This window comes from Streptomyces sp. NPDC111507, assembly GCF_055638955.1.
Window position 1 is genome coordinate 148,402 of the sequence record NZ_JBVKBU010000002.1, and the last position, 17,308, is coordinate 165,709.

15 protein-coding genes are annotated in these 17,308 nt (G+C 70.2%); 9 read left to right on the top strand and 6 right to left on the bottom strand.

Annotation, left to right across the window (positions count from 1 at the left end):
• Nucleotides 1-250: 250 nt before the first annotated feature.
• Nucleotides 251-1,039 carry a protein phosphatase 2C domain-containing protein gene (locus ACZ7M2_RS08145; RefSeq protein WP_471594620.1) on the top strand — a complete coding sequence of 263 codons (789 nt, stop codon included), beginning with the start codon at nucleotides 251-253 and terminating at the stop codon, nucleotides 1,037-1,039.
• A 13-nt stretch (nucleotides 1,040-1,052) separates the two neighbouring features.
• On the opposite strand, the gene ACZ7M2_RS08150 is transcribed toward ACZ7M2_RS08145, so the two are convergent.
• The gene (locus ACZ7M2_RS08150) at nucleotides 1,053-1,502 is read right to left on the bottom strand and encodes a MarR family winged helix-turn-helix transcriptional regulator (protein ID WP_352046024.1); all 450 of its coding nucleotides are present in this window, start codon (nucleotides 1,500-1,502) and stop codon (nucleotides 1,053-1,055) included.
• Between the two features lie 12 nt (nucleotides 1,503-1,514).
• Nucleotides 1,515-2,033, bottom strand: coding sequence for a MarR family winged helix-turn-helix transcriptional regulator (locus tag ACZ7M2_RS08155; RefSeq protein ID WP_471594621.1), 519 nt, complete (start codon nucleotides 2,031-2,033; stop codon nucleotides 1,515-1,517).
• Nucleotides 2,034-2,320: 287 nt separating this feature from the next.
• Here ACZ7M2_RS08155 and ACZ7M2_RS08160 point away from each other — a divergent pair, with 287 nt between their 5' ends.
• Nucleotides 2,321-3,148 (top strand): lysozyme, encoded by an 828-nt coding sequence (locus ACZ7M2_RS08160; protein ID WP_471594622.1) that lies wholly within the window; start codon nucleotides 2,321-2,323, stop codon nucleotides 3,146-3,148.
• A 285-nt stretch (nucleotides 3,149-3,433) separates the two neighbouring features.
• Here the strand turns inward: ACZ7M2_RS08160 and lon are convergent, their stop codons facing one another.
• Nucleotides 3,434-5,851 carry an endopeptidase La gene (gene lon, locus ACZ7M2_RS08165; protein ID WP_471594623.1) on the bottom strand — a complete coding sequence of 806 codons (2,418 nt, stop codon included), beginning with the start codon at nucleotides 5,849-5,851 and terminating at the stop codon, nucleotides 3,434-3,436.
• A 381-nt stretch (nucleotides 5,852-6,232) separates the two neighbouring features.
• Between lon and ACZ7M2_RS08170 the strand changes: the two genes are divergently transcribed.
• Both ACZ7M2_RS08170 and ACZ7M2_RS08175 read left to right on the top strand, forming a co-directional pair.
• Nucleotides 6,233-7,174: a sulfatase-like hydrolase/transferase gene (locus ACZ7M2_RS08170; RefSeq protein ID WP_471594624.1), complete on the top strand. Its 942-nt coding sequence runs from the start codon at nucleotides 6,233-6,235 to the stop codon at nucleotides 7,172-7,174.
• Between the two features lie 37 nt (nucleotides 7,175-7,211).
• Nucleotides 7,212-7,754, top strand: a complete 543-nt coding sequence (locus tag ACZ7M2_RS08175; RefSeq protein ID WP_471594625.1) for a sulfatase/phosphatase domain-containing protein — start codon at nucleotides 7,212-7,214, stop codon at nucleotides 7,752-7,754.
• A gap of 57 nt (nucleotides 7,755-7,811) precedes the next feature.
• Here ACZ7M2_RS08175 and ACZ7M2_RS08180 read toward each other — a convergent pair whose 3' ends face one another.
• Nucleotides 7,812-8,729 (bottom strand): rhomboid-like protein, encoded by a 918-nt coding sequence (locus tag ACZ7M2_RS08180; RefSeq protein ID WP_471594626.1) that lies wholly within the window; start codon nucleotides 8,727-8,729, stop codon nucleotides 7,812-7,814.
• Nucleotides 8,730-8,783: 54 nt separating this feature from the next.
• Nucleotides 8,784-9,038 carry a hypothetical protein gene (locus tag ACZ7M2_RS08185; RefSeq protein ID WP_471594627.1) on the bottom strand — a complete coding sequence of 85 codons (255 nt, stop codon included), beginning with the start codon at nucleotides 9,036-9,038 and terminating at the stop codon, nucleotides 8,784-8,786.
• Between the two features lie 223 nt (nucleotides 9,039-9,261).
• Between ACZ7M2_RS08185 and ACZ7M2_RS08190 the strand changes: the two genes are divergently transcribed.
• From ACZ7M2_RS08190 to ACZ7M2_RS08210, 5 genes are all read left to right on the top strand, one after another.
• Entirely contained in the window at nucleotides 9,262-9,939 is a 678-nt protein-coding gene (locus ACZ7M2_RS08190) for a spermine/spermidine synthase domain-containing protein (protein WP_471595201.1), read from the top strand.
• A 113-nt stretch (nucleotides 9,940-10,052) separates the two neighbouring features.
• Nucleotides 10,053-10,790 carry a response regulator transcription factor gene (locus tag ACZ7M2_RS08195; RefSeq protein WP_054236710.1) on the top strand — a complete coding sequence of 246 codons (738 nt, stop codon included), beginning with the start codon at nucleotides 10,053-10,055 and terminating at the stop codon, nucleotides 10,788-10,790.
• 86 nt (nucleotides 10,791-10,876) lie between these two features.
• Nucleotides 10,877-11,980, top strand: a complete 1,104-nt coding sequence (locus tag ACZ7M2_RS08200) for a HAMP domain-containing sensor histidine kinase (RefSeq protein WP_351309806.1) — start codon at nucleotides 10,877-10,879, stop codon at nucleotides 11,978-11,980.
• A 282-nt stretch (nucleotides 11,981-12,262) separates the two neighbouring features.
• The gene (locus tag ACZ7M2_RS08205; protein ID WP_471594628.1) at nucleotides 12,263-16,084 is read left to right on the top strand and encodes a multifunctional oxoglutarate decarboxylase/oxoglutarate dehydrogenase thiamine pyrophosphate-binding subunit/dihydrolipoyllysine-residue succinyltransferase subunit; all 3,822 of its coding nucleotides are present in this window, start codon (nucleotides 12,263-12,265) and stop codon (nucleotides 16,082-16,084) included.
• 177 nt (nucleotides 16,085-16,261) lie between these two features.
• Entirely contained in the window at nucleotides 16,262-16,444 is a 183-nt protein-coding gene (locus tag ACZ7M2_RS08210) for a DUF6104 family protein (protein ID WP_005312030.1), read from the top strand.
• 28 nt (nucleotides 16,445-16,472) lie between these two features.
• On the opposite strand, the gene ACZ7M2_RS08215 is transcribed toward ACZ7M2_RS08210, so the two are convergent.
• Entirely contained in the window at nucleotides 16,473-17,300 is an 828-nt protein-coding gene (locus tag ACZ7M2_RS08215) for a hypothetical protein (protein WP_471594629.1), read from the bottom strand.
• Between the last annotated feature and the right edge of the window lie 8 nt (nucleotides 17,301-17,308).

Below are 17,308 nucleotides of genomic sequence, written 5' to 3' on the forward strand. Positions count from 1 at the left end.
TCCGGCCCGCCACCCGAAGGAGTGAACCCCGGACGGGAGTTGGCGGGCAAGTTCCTCTGGCGCGTGCGGACCCCTTGCGCGGCGGGCCGGTTGGACGTCTGCGGCGGGCTTTGGCAGTATTCGCCGCCACGCCTTGCCGGAGTCGATCATTCCATGCCAAACCAGGCGGCTGAGCTGCTGGTCCGCACCGGTCCTGCGACCGTTGCCAGCCTTTCGTGGACCTTGTGAAGGGCTGGTGCAGACTGGCTGAATGCGCACCGAACTAGTCTCCGAGCCGGGTGACCCGGCCCGCCCCAATGAGGACTTCGCATCGGTCGGCCTTCCGGCGTCAGGACAAGGAGGATCACTGGTCGTCCTCGACGGCGTGACTCCCCCGCCGGGCGACGACGGCTGTCTGCATTCCGTCCACTGGTTCTCCGCACGCCTCGGCGGAGCCCTGACCGAACTGTCCGTTTCCCGCCGGGATCTGACCTTGGCGGAGATCCTTTCCCGGTCCATCCGGCGCACTTCCGAGGCCCACTCCGACACCTGTGACCTTTCTCACCCGCGCACGCCCCAGGCAACCGTGGTCCTCGCCCGCTGGTCAGCCGACCTCGTCGAGTACCTGGTCCTCTCGGACTCGGCCCTTTTGCTGGAGTCCCCCGCGGGCGAGGTGACACCGGTCCTGGACGACCGCCTCACCCGTGTCCCCCGCGCTTCTCTCGCCTCGGACGCGATCGCCGACGCGACCGTCCGCAACAAGGAGGGGGGCTTCTTCACGGCCGCCGCCGATCCGTCGGTCGCGGCCCGGGCGGTGACGGGGACCATACCCCGGGCCGAGGTCCGTGCCCTGGCCGCCCTGACGGACGGCGCGACCCGCTGGGTGGAGAAGTTCGAGGAGGACGACTGGGGCGGCCTGTTCACCCTCGTCCGCAAGGAGGGCGCCCAGGCCCTCGTGGACCGCGTACGGACGCTGGAGCGGGCCGACGCCGAGACGCGGGCACGGCTGAGGCGGAGCAAGACGCACGACGACGCGACGGTGGTCTTCGTGGAGTGGTGAGCGGATCGGAGTGTTACTTCTCCATGCCCTGGTTCAGCTGGTGAAGCAACCGGGCCAGTTCGGCGACCTCGCCCGGGTCCCAGCCCGCGAGTTCACGGACGTACCGTGCCCGGCGCGCCTCCCGCACCGTACGGAACCGGTGCCGGCCCTCGTCCGTGAGACGGACGAGCCAGGCACGCCCGTCGACGGGGTCGGGCTCGCGGGCGACCAGACCGAGCTCCTCCAGGGCATGGAGCTGACGGGACATCGTCGCCTTGCCCACGCCGATGTACGCGGCCAGTTCGGTGGCGCGCTGGCGGCCGCACTCGTCGAGGCGGAAGAGGAGCCCGTACGCGGAGGACTCCAGGTCGGGGTGGACCTCGCGGGCCATCTCGCCGGAACTGGCCCGGGCACGCCGCAGCAACAGGGTCAGCTCCCGCTCCAGCGCGGGGAATTCCTGGTCCACGCCCGCCTCCTCGTCCACGCCCGCCTCCTCCTACTTCTCCATGCCGAGGTTCAGCTGGTGCAGCAGCCGCGCCAGCTCCGCGACCTCGCGAGGATCCCAGTGGGCGAGCTCGCTCACATACCGGGCGCGCCGCGCCTCACGCACCTGGCCCACCCGGCCGCGGCCCTCCTCGGTGAGGTGGACGAGCCAGGCACGGCCGTCGGCGGGGTCGGGCTCACGGGCGATGAGGCCGAGCTCCTCCAGGGCACGCAGCTGGCGGGACATGGTGGCCTTGCCGACGCCGATGTAGGCGGCCAGTGCGGTGGCGCGCTGGCGACCCCACTCGTCGAGGCGTACGAGGAGTCCGTACGCGGCGGACTCCAGGTCCGGATGGACCTCGCGGGCCATCTCGCCCTGGTTGGCGCGGGCACGGCGCAAGAACACGGTCAACTCACGCTCCAGGGAGAGGAATTCCGGGTCCGGGCCGCCGTGCGCGGCGGGCTGGTCCACACCCCTGCCCGGCCCGTCGGGGCCGGCCGGACGTCGGCCTCCGTTCCTGTCCTCGCGCACGTCTGCCCCTCACCCGGTTTCCCGACTCTGAAAGTTTCCGCCAAAGGTGGCCATAGCCACAGCTCCGTAAGTATTTCTCAGGCGTAGACCAACGACAGTCCACGGCCCCTCTTCCCAGGGCGTTCTCCCCGTGCGTAGCTTCGTGAACAGGCACCCAATGGCATGCCCACGCCGCCAGGTCGACGAGGACCTCCCCCCATCACGGCGCGCATGCCCGCACCGCTCACGGCACGCATGTCCGCACCTTTCCCCCCACCTGGCTCCATCGAGCCCTTCGGAGGCACGTCATGCCCGTGCACAGATCCGGAACGCCCCACCGCCTGCGCCTGCTCGCGCTGGGAACCCTGCTCGCCGCCTTCTCCCTCCTCTCCGCCCTCTCCGCCCCGCCCTCCTCCGCCGCCGACACCCCCGCCCGGGGCTCCGCCCGCATGGGCATGGGCGTCCTCGCGCACGACGGCCAGGCCGGCACACCCCACACGGGTGACGCGACCCAGACGGAAGGCGTGGACGTCAGCGGCTACCAGGGCAACGTCGCCTGGTCGACCCTGTGGAACAGCGGGGTCAAGTGGGCCTACACCAAGGCCACCGAGGGGACGTACTACACGAACCCCTACTTCGCCCAGCAGTACAACGGCTCGTACAACGTCGGCATGATCCGCGGCGCCTACCACTTCGGGACCCCCGACACCACGAGTGGCGCCACCCAGGCCAACTACTTCGTGGACCACGGCGGCGGCTGGTCCGGCGACGGCAGGACGCTGCCGGGCACGCTCGACATCGAGTGGAACCCGTACGGGGCCGCCTGCTACGGCAAGACGCAGAGCGCGATGGTCAGCTGGATCAGCAGCTTCCTCGCCCAGTACAAGGCGCGCACCGGCCGGGACGCCGTGCTCTACACGGCCACCAGCTGGTGGAGCGACTGCACCGGCAACTACAGCGGCTTCGCCTCCCTGAACCCCCTGTGGATCGCCCGTTACGCCGCCGACCCCGGCACACTGCCGGCCGGCTGGACGTACTACACGATGTGGCAGTACACCTCGTCCGGACCGACGGTCGGTGACCACGACAAGTTCAACGGCGGGCTGGACCGGGTGCGGGCACTGGCCAACGGCTGACCGATGGCAGATGTCAGATGTCAGATGTCGGCCGACGCCTGACACATGACGGCCGACACCTGACACATGACAGCTGACAGCTGACAGCTGACAGCTGACAGCTGACAGCTGACAGCTGACACATGACAGCTGACAGATTTCAGCTGACAGCTGACAGATTTCAGATTTCAGATTTCAGATTTCAGACGACCGATGTCGGCCGACAGCCGACACAAACGGCTGACAGCACGGCGAAGGCCCGGGCCTCCCTCACGGGACCCGGGCCTTCCCTACCGGCAGCGTCCGTCACGCCGCTACCGGAACCTCCGGCATCGCGCCGTTCATCGCCGGCGACAACGCCAGTTCCAGGACCTGGCGGACGTCCGTGACGGCGTGGACGTCCAGCTTCTCCAGCACCTCGGCCGGGACGTCGTCCAGGTCGGCCTCGTTGCGCTTCGGGATGATGACCGTGGTGACACCCGCCCGGTGCGCGGCGAGCAGCTTCTGCTTCACCCCGCCGATGGGCAGGACACGGCCGGTCAGCGAGACCTCACCCGTCATCGCCACGTCCGTGCGGACCAGTCGGCCGGACAGGAGCGAGGCCAGCGCCGTCGTCATGGTGACGCCCGCGCTCGGACCGTCCTTGGGGACCGCACCCGCCGGGAAGTGGATGTGCACGCCCCGGTCCTTCAGGTCGCCGACCGGCAGTTCCAGCTCGGCGCCGTGCGAGCGGAGGAAGGAGAGCGCGATCTGCGCCGACTCCTTCATCACGTCACCCAGCTGACCGGTCAGGGTCAGACCGGCCGCGCCCGTCTCCGGGTCGGCCAGCGACGCCTCCACGAAGAGGACGTCACCGCCCGCGCCCGTCACGGCCAGACCGGTGGCGACACCGGGCACCGCGGTACGGCGCTCGGCCGGGTCCTGGGCGGACTCGGGCACGTGGTGCGGCCGTCCGATGAGCCCGCGCAGATCGGCGTCGGTCACCGTGAAGGGCAGCTCCCGCTCTCCGAGTTCGTGCTGCGCCGCGACCTTGCGGAGCAGGCGTGCGACGGCCCGCTCCAGGTTGCGTACGCCCGCTTCCCGGGTGTACTCCCCGGCGAGCTTGCGCAGCGCGCTCTCGTCGAGCGCGACCTCCTCCTTCTCCAGACCGGCCCGCTCCAGCTGACGCGGCAGCAGGTGGTCACGGGCGATGACGACCTTCTCGTCCTCGGTGTACCCGTCGAGCCGGACCAGTTCCATACGGTCGAGCAGCGCCTCCGGGATGGCTTCGAGCACGTTGGCCGTCGCCAGGAACACCACGTCGCTGAGGTCGAGCTCGACCTCCAGGTAGTGGTCCCGGAAGGTGTGGTTCTGGGCGGGGTCGAGGACTTCGAGCAGCGCCGCGGCGGGGTCGCCGCGGAAGTCGGAGCCGACCTTGTCGATCTCGTCCAGCAGGACCACCGGGTTCATGGACCCGGCCTCCTTGATGGCGCGGACGATGCGGCCGGGCAGCGCGCCGACGTACGTACGCCGGTGGCCGCGGATCTCGGCCTCGTCCCGTACGCCGCCGAGCGCGACCCGGACGAACTTGCGGCCCATGGCGTGCGCGACGGACTCGCCGAGCGAGGTCTTGCCGACACCGGGCGGACCGACGAGCGCGAGCACGGCACCGCCGCGCCGCCCGCCGACGACGCCGAGACCACGCTCGGAACGCCGCTTGCGCACGGCCAGGTACTCGGTGATGCGCTCCTTCACGTCCTCCAGACCGGCGTGCTCGGCGTCCAGGATGCTCTTGGCGCCCTGGATGTCGTACTCGTCCTCGGTGCGCTCGTTCCACGGCAGTTCCAGGACGGTGTCGAGCCAGGTCCGGATCCAGCCGCCCTCGGGCGACTGGTCGCTGGACCGCTCCAGCTTGTCGACTTCCTTGAGCGCGGCCTCGCGGACGTTCTCGGGGAGGTCGGCGGCCTCGACGCGGGTCCGGTAGTCGTCGGACTCCTCGCCCTCCTTGGCGTCGCCGTTCAGCTCGCGCAGCTCCTTGCGGACGGCTTCGAGCTGGCGCCGCAGCAGGAACTCGCGCTGCTGCTTGTCGACGCCTTCCTGGACGTCCTTCGCGATGGACTCGGCGACATCCTGCTCCGCCAGGTGCTCACGCAGCTGCTCGGTGGCGAGCTTCAGCCGGGCGACCGGGTCGGCGGTCTCCAGCAGCGTGACCTTCTGCTCGGTGCTCAGGAACGGGGAGTAACCGGAATTGTCGGCAAGGGCGGACACGTCGTCGATGGCCTGTACGCGGTCCACGACCTGCCAGGCGCCGCGCTTGCGCAGCCAACTGGTGGCGAGGGCCTTGTACTCCTTGACCAGTTCGGCGACGTGGCCGGGCAGCGGGTCGGGCACGGTCTCATCGACCCGGGTGCCCTCGACCCACAGGGCGGCACCAGGACCGGTCGTCCCGGCGCCGATCTTCACGCGCCCACGGCCGCGGATCAGCGCGCCCGGGTCGCCGTCGGCCAGTCGGCCGACCTGCTCGACGGTGCCGAGCACGCCCGTGCTCGGGTACGCCCCGTCGATGCGTGGCACCAGCAGCACCTTCGGCTTGCCGGGCTCCGACCGCGCGGCGGCCTGGGCGGCCTCCACCGCGGCGCGTACATCGGCGTCGTTCAGGTCCAGCGGAACCACCATCCCGGGCAGCACGACCTCATCATCGAGCGGCAACACGGGCAGGGTGAGCGGTGTGGACGTCGAAGCCATTATCTCTCCCTAGGCAGTCAAGTTGAGCTATGCCGACTCAATGCACGTGAGCCCCGGATTGTTCCCCAGCGTCTGTTCGCTGTGAGCGATCGCTCTCCACAGAGACATCCACGCAGGTCAGTGGGGTATCCGCCACGCTTCCCTCTTGGTCGGCGCCACTCCGCCGTAGATCCGCGGCGAACGCCTGTGGTGCGGTCAACGCCGTCGGCCAGCCGTCCCTTCCCGTGCGACCGCGCCCGGTCGACGCGGCCGACGCGGCCGACGCAGCCGCAAGAGTGCACTAGCCCCGCCGCACCATCGCCATCGCATTCACAGCCGGCTCCTTCACACTGCAGGTCATCCACAGGCTGTGGAACCACGCACGGGGAGACGGGGCGCTACGTGGGCGAGGGGCAGGAACAGGGACGGGAACGGAGGTCGACCCGGCGCCGAGTGGTCGTGGGTGCCGGGGCGGCGGCCGTAGCAGCGCTCGGGGCGGCGGCGGTGCGGGCGGTGACGGACGCGAACGGGTCCGAGCGGACGGCCGAGCGGCGGGCGACCGCTGCGCCGGCCGCCGGGCGTGCCCCGGCCGCCACCGCGACCGCCGCTCCCGGCGGCAATCGTTCCGGGCGGCCCAACATCCTGGTCGTCGTCACCGACGACCAGCCCAAGGAGACGGAGTGGGCGACGCCCGAGACCGTCGACTGGCTCGGCGGGCACGGTGTGACCTTCGAGCGGGCGCACGCCAACACGCCGTTGTGCGCCCCGTCCCGCGCCTCGATCATGTCGGGCCGGTACGCCCACCACCACGGCGTCCTCGACACCCGGCACCCCTACCGCCTCGACCAGCACACCACCGTGCAGCGACAGCTCCATGACGCCGGCTACCGGACGGGGCTGTTCGGCAAGTACCTCAACTACTGGCACACCGGCGACAACCCGCCGCACTTCGACGAGTGGCTGCTCCAGGAGCCGGTCAGCTACTACAACGGCCACTACAACGACCAGGGGACCGTCCGTGACATCCCCGGCTACAACACCACCATCATCAAGAACCACGCCCTCGACTTCATGGAGCGGTCCCGGAGCGACGACCGGCCCTGGTTCGCGTACGTCGCCACCCGGGCCGCGCACGAACTGAACATCCCGGAGAAGAAGTACGCGCACACCCAGGTCCCGGAGTGGAACGGGCGCCCGTCGGTCTTCGAGAGCGACAAGTCCGACAAGCCGCCGTTCCTGCACGGCGGCTCGGCGCACCACACGCTCGCCGAGGGGCAGGCCCTGCGCACCCGCCAGCTGCGCACGCTGCTCTCCGTGGACGACGCGATGCGGGACTTCCGGTGACAAGCTGCGCTCCCTCGGGCAGCTCGACAACACCCTGGTGCTGTACACGAGCGACCACGGCCTGCTCTGGGCCGACCACGGCTGGCTGCGCAAGTCGGTGCCGTACCGGCCGAGCCTGGAGGTGCCGTTCTACCTGTCGTGGCCGGGCGGCGGGCTCGGCGCGGCCAGGACCGACGACCGGCTCACGGCGCACGTCGACATCGCGCCCACCCTTCTCGACGCGGCCGGCATCACCCCGGACACCCCACACGACGGCCACTCGCTGCTCGGCGCCCGGGACCGCGACCACGTGCTCGCCGAGTGGTGGTGGAACCGTCAGGACAAGCAGCCGATCCACAGCTGGGCGACGTACATCGGCAGGACCGAGCAGTACACGGAGTACTACGGTCTCCGCCTGGACCGGCAGGGCCGGCTGCCCGGCGGGGTGAACGGCGGCGAGGTCCTCTTCCGCGAGTACTACGACCTGCGCGCCGACCCTTACCAGCTCACCAACAAGCTTCACGGGGCGAGTGCGGGACAGGAGCGTCGCCTCGGCATCCCGGAGCTGGCCCGACGGCTGACGGCGGCCCGGGCCACCTGACCCGACCCGACTGGACTGGACTGATCCGGTCCGGACCCGGCCCGACCGTCCGGGATGTCAGACGGCGGCGGTGCCGGGCGACTGAGCGGTGTGTGCGGCGGCGGGGGCGGCGGGGCTGGAGGCCGCCTCCGTACGGGCGCGGCGCCAGCCGCGGACCAGCGGCCAGGTCGACACCCCGATCGCCAGGGACATCACATGCCCCCAGTCCGTCATCGGGTCGGCGAATTCGAGCAGGTCCCCGACGACCATCGAGCCGAAGACGACCAGCATGGGCCAGCGCAGCCAGGGCCTCAGCAATCCGGCGAGCGCGCCGACGCTCGTGGCGACGCCGAAGCTGATGCCGTAGTCGAGACGGTGCAGGGAGCTGTCGGGAAGGTGTCCCGCCAGCACGGAAAGGCCGACGGGCACCTCGGTGGCCAGGGTGGCCACGACGTGCCCGAGCAGAAAGACTCCGGCGGCCCGCAGGCCGCCTATCCGCCGCTCCAACGCGGTCAGCACCAGCACGAACCCGATGGCGTACGGCGAGGTGATCCCGCCCGCCATCCACAGCGCACTGGCCAGCAGCACCAGTACCGGTTCGCGTATGAGGTGCGCGACATCGGTGCTGGACCCCTGCTGCAAGGCGTGCACGAGAGAGGGGTCCGCGTAGTCGGTGACCATCGCGGTGACGGTGAGCACGGCCGCGTAACCGAAGGTGAACGGCGTTCCGGTGGGGGTGGGCAGCAGCCGCCATGGACGGAGCGACCGGAGCCGGGCGAGGGCGCGGGAGACGGGTGCAGCGGGAGGGGCGAGTACAGGGGGTGTCGTCGCCGGGCGGGGGGCGGGCGGCACGGTCGTGACACCGCGTTGTCGCGGCACCCCGTCCAGGAGAAGCGTGCCCGTCCGTGGGTCCTTGAGCGCGGCATCGGCCGAGGAGGCCGTCGGGGCCGTGGTCGTCGCCACTGCCGTCGCCGTCGCGGTGGTGCTCCGGTCCAAGGTGAGGGGCTCCTTCCGTCCCGCTCCACCCTTGGGGGCTCGCGGCGCCGCTGTCTATGACCGACGCCACGTGGGAGGCGATTCATAGCAACCTGATAAGCGCGTACGGCGTCCGGGGTCGCCGTGTCCGCACATGCGTCCGAGCCAGTCCGCGCGCGCGTCCGACGGCGGCCCCGCGCCCGAGACGGTGATCGAGCGCAGCAGCCGGTCGAGGTGGGCCCGCATCCGGGCGGCCTTGTAGCGCTTCACGAAGAACGCGTCGGCGGGGTGGCCGGGATCGCCCGCCTCGGCGAGCGGGACGTTGAACAAGCGAAGGAGGCAACAAGCGGAGGAGGACCCGCCCCCACCCGCCCGGACCGCGTACCGGACACGTGCCGCCCGGCAGTGGAGCGAAAACGCGCGACCAGAACACCCCACACCGTTCGGGTTGTTCGGCTGAGCAGCGGTCCTGGCAACAGGACTCACTCCCGTTCAGTCCCTGGGAACGGTTAATTCGGCTACCCCTCCCGGTGAAAATGCCAGGATGGGAGTCATGACTGCCTCGTACGACATCCCTGTAGTCATCGATCGCCGGGAAGGCCCGTACGGCGAGGTCGTGTTGCGGCGCCACGGCGCGCTGCTGCAGATCATCGCCAACGGGTGCTTCCTGATGGACACCTCCGACGGCCGCTCGGAACGGCTGCTCGTCGACGCCGCGCTGGACGCCCTGGACGGGCGGGCGGAGCCCAAGGTGCTGATCGGGGGGCTCGGCGTCGGGTTCTCTCTGGCACACGCCGCCGCCGACCCGCGCTGGGGACACATCACCGTGATCGAGCGCGAAGGGGCCATCATCGACTGGCACCGTGACGGACCGCTGGCGGAACTCTCCGCGGCGGCGCTCACCGACCCCCGGACCGAGATCGTGAGATCCGATCTGCTCGCTCACGTCAATGAGACTTCCGACACGTACGACGCGCTGTGCCTCGACATCGACAACGGGCCCGACTGGACCGTCACCGAGGACAACACCGGGCTGTACGGACCCGCCGGACTGGCAAGCTGTGCAAGGGCGTTGAAGCCGGGCGGGGTGCTCGCCGTATGGTCGGCGCAGCCCTCTCCGGAATTTGAAGGAACGCTGCGGAATGCCGGATTCCACCAGGTGCGTACCGAAGAGATCCCCGTTGCCCGGGGCGTTCCGGACGTCGTCCATCTCGCGGTCGGGCCTGGATAGCCGAGCGAAGGTGACTGCCCGTACCCTGCTTCCCTGGCGCAGATCATTCAAGCGTCAAGCGCAGTCATGGGATCACCCCACGGATTCCGGAAAGCACACCTCAGGGGCGGGCGATGGAGCAGACACACACCTCGCACAACGGCACGGCGGCCACGCCAGGCGCTCAGCGCCGGGTGCTGGTGGTCGAGGACGACCCGACGATCGTCGACGCCATCGCGGCCCGCCTGCGAGCCGAGGGATTCCTCGTGCAAACCGCGGGCGACGGACCGGCCGCCGTCGACACAGCAGAGGCCTGGCAGCCCGACCTGCTGATCCTCGACATCATGCTGCCCGGCTTCGACGGTCTGGAGGTCTGCCGGCGCGTGCAGGCCCAGCGTCCGGTGCCGGTGCTGATGCTCACCGCGCGCGACGACGAGACCGACATGCTGGTCGGGCTCGGCGTCGGCGCCGACGACTACATGACCAAACCGTTCTCGATGCGCGAGCTGGCCGCGCGCGTGCACGTCCTGCTGCGCCGGGTCGAGCGGGCCGTGGTGGCCGCCTCGACGCCGCGCAGCGGGATCCTGCGCCTCGGCGAGCTGGAGATCGACCACGCGCAGCGCCGGGTGCGGGTGCGCTCGGAGGACGTGCACCTCACGCCCACCGAATTCGACCTCCTGGTATGCCTCGCCAACACTCCGCGCGCGGTACTCTCCCGCGAGCAGTTGCTGGCCGAGGTCTGGGACTGGGCGGACGCCTCGGGCACCCGGACCGTGGACAGCCACATCAAGGCGCTGCGCCGGAAGATCGGTGCCGAGCGGATCCGTACCGTCCACGGTGTGGGCTACGCCCTGGAGACCCCGACTCCGTGAGCCGGGTCTCCGCAGGGGCCAGGAACCTCATGTAGGGGGCTGATGTCATGAGCGGGCTCGGTGAATCGGGCAGAACCACGGGCGTCATGAGCGGTCCCGGTGAGCCGGGCCGCGGCGAGGGGTTCTGGGGCTCCGTACGCCCCTTCTCGATCAAGACCAAGCTGGGCGCTCTGGTCGTCATCTCCGTGCTCATCACCACGGGTCTGTCGATGATCGCGGTGCACACCAAGACGGAGCTCCGCTTCATCACGGTCTTCTCGATGATCGCCACACTGCTGATAACGCAGTTCGTGGCCCATTCGCTCACCGCGCCGCTGGACGAGATGAACACGGTCGCCCGCTCCATCTCGCACGGCGACTACACCCGCCGGGTGCGTGACGACCGGCGGGACGAGCTGGGCGACCTGGCCCAGACGATCAACCTCATGGCCGACGAACTGGAGGCCCAGGACCGCCAGCGCAAGGAACTCGTGGCGAATGTCTCGCACGAGCTGCGCACCCCCATCGCGGGCCTGCGCGCGGTCCTGGAGAACGTCGTGGACGGTGTCTCGGCCGCCGACCCCGAGACGATGCGTACGGCCCTGAAGCAGACGGAGCGGCTGGGCCGGCTGGTCGAGACGCTGCTGGATCTCTCCAGGCTGGACAACGGCGTCGTACCCCTGCGCAGGCGCCGTTTCGAGGTGTGGCCGTACCTGTCCGGCGTGCTCAAGGAGGCCAACATGGTCGCCTCCGCGCGCGCGGGCATCGCCTCGGGCTCCGGCAGTCACACCCGCACCGACGTCCATCTGCACCTCGACGTGTCCCCGCCGGAGCTGACCGCGCACGCGGACCCGGAGCGGATCCACCAGGTCGTGGCGAACCTCATCGACAACGCGGTGAAGCACAGCCCGCCGCACGGCCGGGTGACGGTCAAGGCGCGGCGCGGCGACTACCCGGAGTCACTTGCCCTGGAGGTCCTGGACGAGGGCCCCGGCATTCCGCAGTCGGAGTGGCACCGGGTCTTCGAGCGCTTCAACCGCGGCGGGGTGCCCTCGCCGCACGGCCCGGGCAGCGACGGCGGTACGGGCCTCGGGCTCGCCATCGCCCGTTGGGCGGTCGATCTGCACGGCGGCCGGATCGGCGTGGCCGAATCCCAGCGAGGTTGCCGGATTCAGGTCATCCTTCCAGGGCTTCCTTCTCTGCCAAGTTGACGTAAAGTTCGAACCGGAGCCACAAGATCCACCGTCGTCCCGTGCTCGTGGACACGTGTGATCAGGCACAGGGCCGTGTGAGTCGTACCGCGACCCTGGATCGCCGTACCCATTCAGGACCGAAACCCCGCTTGTTTCCCGCCATTTCCTTCCCCGAAACACGCTTTCCGATGTGACTTACACGACGTTGGACCGGCCCGGCCTGACCTTCTCGGCCATGGGGGCGTAGCCTTAATTCCCGCTGTCCATCACCTTGTGAAGCGGAAGAGGGCGGTTGCCGCCGTGTCGCCACAGTCCCCCAGTAACTCGAGCATCTCGACCGATGACCAAGCCGCCGGGAAGAACCCCGCGGCCGCGTTCGGTGCGAACGAATGGCTCGTCGACGAGATCTATCAGCAGTACCTCCAGGACCCGAATTCGGTAGACCGAGCCTGGTGGGACTTCTTCGCCGACTACAAGCCGGGGGCGCCTGCCGCCTCGGCTTCGGCGGGTACTGCGGCCGCGGGGGCCGCAGGGACCACCACCACCCCGTCAGTGACGCCTCAGGCCGCGCCTGCCGCTCCGGCGGCCCCGGCCGCGCCCGTGACGCCCGCAGCCCCGGCTCAGGCCGCTCCTGCGCCCGTCCAGGCCGCCGCTCCCGTGGCCGCTCCGGCGGCGCCGAAGCCCGCTGCCGCCGCCCCGGCCCCCGTGAAGGCCGCTCCGGCCGCCGCGAAGCCGAAGGCCGAGCCCGCGACCGAGGGCCCCGAGTACGTGACGCTGCGTGGTCCCGCCGGTGCCGTCGCGAAGAACATGAACGCCTCGCTGGATGTGCCCACGGCGACGTCCGTGCGCGCGGTCCCGGTGAAGCTGCTCTTCGACAACCGCATCGTGATCAACAACCACCTGAAGCGCGCCCGGGGCGGGAAGATCTCCTTCACCCACCTCATCGGCTACGCGATGGTGCAGGCCATCAAGGCCATGCCGTCGATGAACCACTCCTTCGTCGAGAAGGACGGCAAGCCGACCCTGGTCAAGCCGGAGCACGTCAACTTCGGTCTCGCCATCGACCTGGTGAAGCCCAACGGCGACCGCCAGCTCGTCGTCGCCGGCATCAAGAAGGCCGAGACGCTGAACTTCTTCGAGTTCTGGCAGGCCTACGAGGACATCGTCCGCCGCGCCCGCGACGGCAAGCTGACGATGGACGACTTCACCGGTGTCACGGTCTCCCTGACCAACCCCGGCGGCCTCGGCACCGTCCACTCCGTGCCGCGTCTGATGCCCGGCCAGTCGGTCATCATGGGCGTCGGCTCCATGGACTACCCGGCGGAGTTCCAGGGCACCTCGCAGGACACCCTGAACAAGCTCGGCATCTCGAAGGTCATGACGCTCACGTCGACCTACGACCACCGGGTGATCCAGGGCGCCGCCTCCGGCGAGTTCCTCAGGATCGTCGCGAACCTCCTCCTCGGCGAGAGCGGCTTCTTCGACGAGATCTTCGAGGCCCTGCGCATCCCCTACGAGCCGGTCCGCTGGCTCAAGGACATCGACGCCAGCCACGACGACGACGTCACGAAGGCCGCCCGCGTCTTCGAGCTGATCCACTCCTACCGGGTCCGCGGCCACGTCATGGCCGACACCGACCCGCTGGAGTACCGCCAGCGCAAGCACCCCGACCTCGACATCACCGAGCACGGCCTCACCCTGTGGGACCTGGAGCGCGAGTTCGCGGTCGGCGGCTTCTCCGGCAAGTCGATGATGAAGCTGCGCGACATCCTCGGCGTGCTGCGCGACTCGTACTGCCGCACCACCGGCATCGAGTTCATGCACATCCAGGACCCGAAGCAGCGCAAGTGGATCCAGGACCGCGTCGAGCGCCCGCACTCCAAGCCGGAGCGCGAGGAGCAGCTGCGCATCCTGCGCCGCCTGAACGCGGCGGAGGCCTTCGAGACCTTCCTGCAGACGAAGTACGTCGGCCAGAAGCGCTTCTCCCTGGAGGGCGGCGAGTCCGTCATCCCGCTCCTCGACGCCGTCATCGACAGCGCCGCGGAGTCCCGCCTGGACGAGGTCGTCATCGGCATGGCCCACCGCGGCCGCCTGAACGTCCTCGCCAACATCGTCGGCAAGTCGTACGCGCAGATCTTCCGCGAGTTCGAGGGCAACCTCGACCCGAAGTCGATGCACGGCTCCGGTGACGTGAAGTACCACCTGGGCGCGCAGGGCACCTTCACCGGCCTGGACGGCGAGCAGATCAAGGTCTCGCTGGCCGCGAACCCCTCCCACCTGGAGACGGTCGACCCGGTCATCGAGGGCATCGCCCGCGCCAAGCAGGACATCATCAACAAGGGCGGCACGGACTTCACCGTCCTGCCGGTCGCCCTGCACGGTGACGCGGCCTTCGCGGGCCAGGGTGTGGTCGCCGAGACGCTGAACATGTCGCAGCTGCGTGGCTACCGCACCGGCGGCACGGTCCACATCGTCATCAACAACCAGGTCGGCTTCACCGCCGCCCCGGAGTCCTCGCGCTCCTCCATGTACGCCACCGACGTGGCCCGCATGATCGAGGCGCCGATCTTCCACGTGAACGGCGACGACCCCGAGGCCGTCGTCCGCGTCGCTCGCCTGGCCTTCGAGTTCCGCCAGGCGTTCAACAAGGACGTCGTGATCGACCTCATCTGCTACCGCCGTCGCGGGCACAACGAGTCGGACAACCCGGCGTTCACGCAGCCGCTGATGTACGACCTGATCGACAAGAAGCGCTCGGTGCGCAAGCTCTACACCGAGTCCCTGATCGGCCGCGGCGACATCACCCTCGAAGAGGCCGAGCAGGCGCTGCAGGACTTCCAGGGCCAGCTGGAGAAGGTCTTCACCGAGGTCCGCGAGGCCGTCTCGCAGGGGGCCGAGGTGCAGATCTCGGACCCGCAGGCGCAGTTCCCGGTGGCCGTGCAGACCGCGGTCTCCCAGGAGGTCGTCAAGCGGATCGCCGAGTCCCAGGTCAACATCCCCGACAACGTCACCGTCCACCCGCGTCTGCTGCCGCAGCTGCAGCGCCGGGCGGCGATGATCGAGGACGGCACGATCGACTGGGGCATGGGCGAGACCCTCGCCATCGGCTCCCTCCTCCTGGAGGGCACCCCGGTCCGGCTGTCGGGCCAGGACTCCCGCCGCGGCACCTTCGGCCAGCGCCACGCGGTCCTGATCGACCGGGTCACGGGCGAGGACTTCACCCCGCTCCAGTACCTCTCCGACGACCAGGCCCGCTACAACGTCTACGACTCCCTGCTCTCCGAGTACGCGGTCATGGGCTTCGAGTACGGCTACTCGCTGGCCCGCCCGGACGCCCTCGTGATGTGGGAGGCGCAGTTCGGCGACTTCGTCAACGGCGCGCAGACGGTCGTCGACGAGTACATCTCGGCCGCGGAGCAGAAGTGGGGCCAGACGTCCGGCGTCACCCTCCTCCTCCCCCACGGCTACGAGGGCCAGGGCCCGGACCACTCCTCGGCCCGCATCGAGCGCTTCCTCCAGCTGTGCGCGCAGAACAACATGACGGTCGCCCAGCCGACGCTCCCGTCGAACTACTTCCACCTCCTGCGGTGGCAGGTGCACAACCCGCACCACAAGCCGCTGGTCGTCTTCACCCCGAAGTCGATGCTGCGCCTCAAGGCCGCCGCGTCGAAGACGGAGGAGTTCACCACGGGCGCCTTCCGCCCCGTCATCGGCGACGACTCGGTCGACGCCTCGGCGGTCCGCAAGGTCGTCTTCTGCGCCGGCAAGCTGTACTACGACCTCGAGGCCGAGCGGCAGAAGCGCGGTGTCACGGACACGGCGATCATCCGCATCGAGCGCCTGTACCCGCTCGCGGGTGCCGAGCTCCAGGCGGAGATCGCCAAGTACCCGAACGCCGAGAAGTACCTGTGGGCCCAGGAGGAGCCGGCGAACCAGGGCGCGTGGCCGTTCATCGCGCTCAACCTGATCGACCACCTGGACCTGGCCGTCGGCGCCGACATCCCGGGCGCCGAGCGGCTGCGCCGCATCTCCCGCCCGGCCGGCTCGTCCCCGGCCGTGGGCTCGGCGAAGCGGCACCAGGCCGAGCAGGAGCAGCTGGTGCGTGAGGTGTTCGAGGCGTAGCCCTCGACCCGCTCAAGTCCGGTGAAGGGCCCGGCCTCCGAGAACACCGGAGGCCGGGCCCTTCCCTGTGCCACCGTTCCGGCGGTGATACGGGGTCCGAGTCCCTCCGGGCGCCCCGTGCGCCCACTTATCCTTTTCTCAGCGTTCCCCTTCACTTTCAGCGACGGAGCACCATCCATGTACTTCACCGACCGTGGCATCGAGGAACTGGAGAAGCGGCGCGGCGAGGAGGAGGTCACCTTCGAGTGGCTCGCCGAGCAGCTGCGTACGTTCGTCGACCTCAATCCGGACTTCGAGGTGCCGGTGGAGCGGCTGGCGACGTGGCTGGCGCGGCTGGACGACGAGGACGACGAGGAGTAGGCCCCCCGACGTCGGGAGCGGGTGGACGTCAGTCGAAGGCGCGCAGCCGGTCGTACGCGAGACCGAGCGCCCCGTGGAGCATCAGGAGTGTCCCCGCGACGATCCAGCCTGCGCTGTGGCGCCGTAGGCCCCACACGGTGAGCGGCAGCCCGGCGGCCAGCTGCCCGGTCGCGACGACACGGGCCCGGCGCCCGCGCAGCCAGGAACCCCCACCGGCGCCTTCCACCGCCTCCAGCTCCGCCCGGACCGCCGCACGCCACCCGTTCCACTCGATCTGCTCGGCACCGGGCTGGATCCGGGCCACCTCGAGGAGCCGGTCGGCCGGCTCCCCGGGGCCGAGCCCGGCCGGCAGCAGCACCCCCGCGCGCGCGAGGACGGCGAGCAGTCCCCGCAGGCGTGCGCGGGCGTCCGCCCCGGACACCGGCCTGGTCAGCGGGTCGAGCGCCTGCATGTCGAGGACCGGGTCGAGGCCGAGCCGCGCGGCGAAGGTGCGCATCGCCTCGTCCTCACCGACCGGGGTGCCGTTCGCCAGCCATTCGTAGCCCACGCTGCGCCGGAAGCCCGCCGCGAGGGTGAGCCCGCTGCGGTCCGCGTCCCACCACAGGGCCAGTACGGGCCAGGGGGCGCTGACGGCCAGGGCGGTGGCCCACCCCGTGACCACGCGGTCGACGGGCTCGGCGCCGTGCAGCCAGGGCTCCCCCTCGGGAACGAGCACGCTCCACTCGGGGCCCGCCCCGGTGAGCAGCATCCGCTCCCGCAACAGCTGGGCGGCCAGACCGACGGACTCGTGCCCTGCCCGGCAGAGCAGCAGGGCGCCGGCGGCCTTGGCCTGGAACGAGTCGGGCGTCGTGGACATGGGCACAC

Bases quoted from the DNA above. Each gene is read 5' to 3' on its own strand.
- ACZ7M2_RS08215 (WP_471594629.1), bottom strand. From the start codon at position 17,300: ATGTCCACGACGCCCGACTCGTTCCAGGCCAAGGCCGCCGGCGCCCTG.
- ACZ7M2_RS08210 (WP_005312030.1), top strand. From the start codon at position 16,262: ATGTACTTCACCGACCGTGGCATCGAGGAACTGGAGAAGCGGCGCGGC.
- lon (WP_471594623.1), bottom strand. From the start codon at position 5,851: ATGGCTTCGACGTCCACACCGCTCACCCTGCCCGTGTTGCCGCTCGAT.
- ACZ7M2_RS08195 (WP_054236710.1), top strand. From the start codon at position 10,053: ATGGAGCAGACACACACCTCGCACAACGGCACGGCGGCCACGCCAGGC.
- ACZ7M2_RS08145 (WP_471594620.1), top strand. From the start codon at position 251: ATGCGCACCGAACTAGTCTCCGAGCCGGGTGACCCGGCCCGCCCCAAT.
- ACZ7M2_RS08160 (WP_471594622.1), top strand. From the start codon at position 2,321: ATGCCCGTGCACAGATCCGGAACGCCCCACCGCCTGCGCCTGCTCGCG.
- ACZ7M2_RS08190 (WP_471595201.1), top strand. From the start codon at position 9,262: ATGACTGCCTCGTACGACATCCCTGTAGTCATCGATCGCCGGGAAGGC.
- ACZ7M2_RS08200 (WP_351309806.1), top strand. From the start codon at position 10,877: ATGAGCGGTCCCGGTGAGCCGGGCCGCGGCGAGGGGTTCTGGGGCTCC.